Source organism: Mesorhizobium sp. M0854, from assembly GCF_040319815.1.
Taxonomy (GTDB): Bacteria; Pseudomonadota; Alphaproteobacteria; order Rhizobiales; family Rhizobiaceae; genus Mesorhizobium.
In genome coordinates, this window is sequence record NZ_JAMYOL010000079.1 from 1 (window position 1) to 1,475 (window position 1,475).

1 protein-coding gene is annotated in these 1,475 nt (G+C 61.6%); it reads left to right on the top strand.

What is annotated here, in order from left to right:
- Positions 1-19: 19 nt before the first annotated feature.
- Positions 20-1,042, top strand: coding sequence for an IS110 family RNA-guided transposase (locus NKH99_RS32595; protein WP_353017966.1), 1,023 nt, complete (start codon positions 20-22; stop codon positions 1,040-1,042).
- The last annotated feature ends 433 nt before the right edge of the window (positions 1,043-1,475 follow it).

Here is a 1,475-nt window from a genome sequence, read left to right on the forward strand (position 1 = left end):
AAGAGAGGGAGCGTCCACAATGGAAGTTAACACGATCGGATTGGACCTAGCGAAGAATGTGTTTCAGGCGCATGGAGCCGATGCGGCGGGCGCCATTGTTTTCCGCAAGCAACTGCGACGCGACAAGGTGCTTGCGTTTCTCGCTGGGCAGCCGGCCTGCTTGGTCGCCATGGAGGCCTGTTCTGGGGCGCATCACTGGGCGCGCGAGATCGGCAAGCTCGGGCACACCGTTCGTCTGATCCCGCCATCCTATGTGAAGCCTTTCGTGAAGCGGCAGAAGAACGACGCCGCCGATGCCGAGGCGATCTGCGAGGCCGCGCAGCGGCCGACCATGCGCTTTGTCGCCGTGAAGAGTGAGGAGGAGCAGGCGAGTGCGGCCGTATTCCGGGCTCGTGATCTGCTGGTGCGGCAGCGCACCCAGACGATCAACGCCTTGCGCGGCCATCTTGCAGAATATGGACTGGTCGTTGCCCAGGGCCCTTCACATACTGCCAAGCTGATGGAAAAGGTAGAGGATCCTGAGGGCGATCTGCCAGAAGCAGCCCGCCTGGCCCTCACCGTGCTGGTCGATACGCTGAGATCGCTGGAGGAAAGGATCAAGCAGCTCGATGCCGAGATTGCACGGCGTGCCCGAGAGGATGAAGACGTGCGGCGGTTGGCAACAATCCCCGGCGTTGGTCCGATAACGGCAACGGCTCTGGTTGCACTGGCGCCTTGCGCCGCAATCTTCCGAAAGGGGCGTGACTTCGCCGCTTGGCTGGGCCTGACGCCGCTGCAACGCTCAACCGGCGGTAAACAGAGGCTCGGTGCAACATCGAAGATGGGCGAGCGTACTTTGCGGCGCCTGCTTATCATCGGAGCGAGCGCTGTCGTGCGTCATGCTCGTCGGCGAGGCATTCGTGAAGGATCGTGGCTTGGGCGCATGCTCGCCCGCAAGCCGCCAATGCTTGTGGTCGTCGCTCTTGCCAACAAGATGGCCCGCATCGTCTGGGCGCTCATGGCAAGAGGTGGGACCTACAGGGCTCCGGCCGTGGCAGCATAGCAGCTCGGTCTGAGGTCGTCGCAGGTGTAGGAAGGTCACACGGAGAGGTATGGCGCGACAGTCGATGAGAGACGGATCGGAAAAACCAGTTCAGCACAGAGCGCCTCGAGCGCGCGGTAGTGATATGGATCCGATCGGCGAACTCCCATACGGGCCGGCGGCAAATGGAAGGCCGCATCAGAGGCCGGACAGATGTCAGCACCCGACTACGCGCCGCTATACTGCCTTTCGAAGATTCTTCTTGCGCTCACGGGGGCGTCCACAGATGTGCTGAAGGTTCTGCAAAAAGTTTTGGAGAGAGAACGGCGCTTGCTCTGAGGGGCGAGCGGCCATGGCACGGTGGTGACATTGCGATCACCGATTCCCGTGGAAGGGGAAGTGCCATGACCAATCGAGACGTTAGACTGAGCAGAGGCGAGTTGAAAGCGTTGCT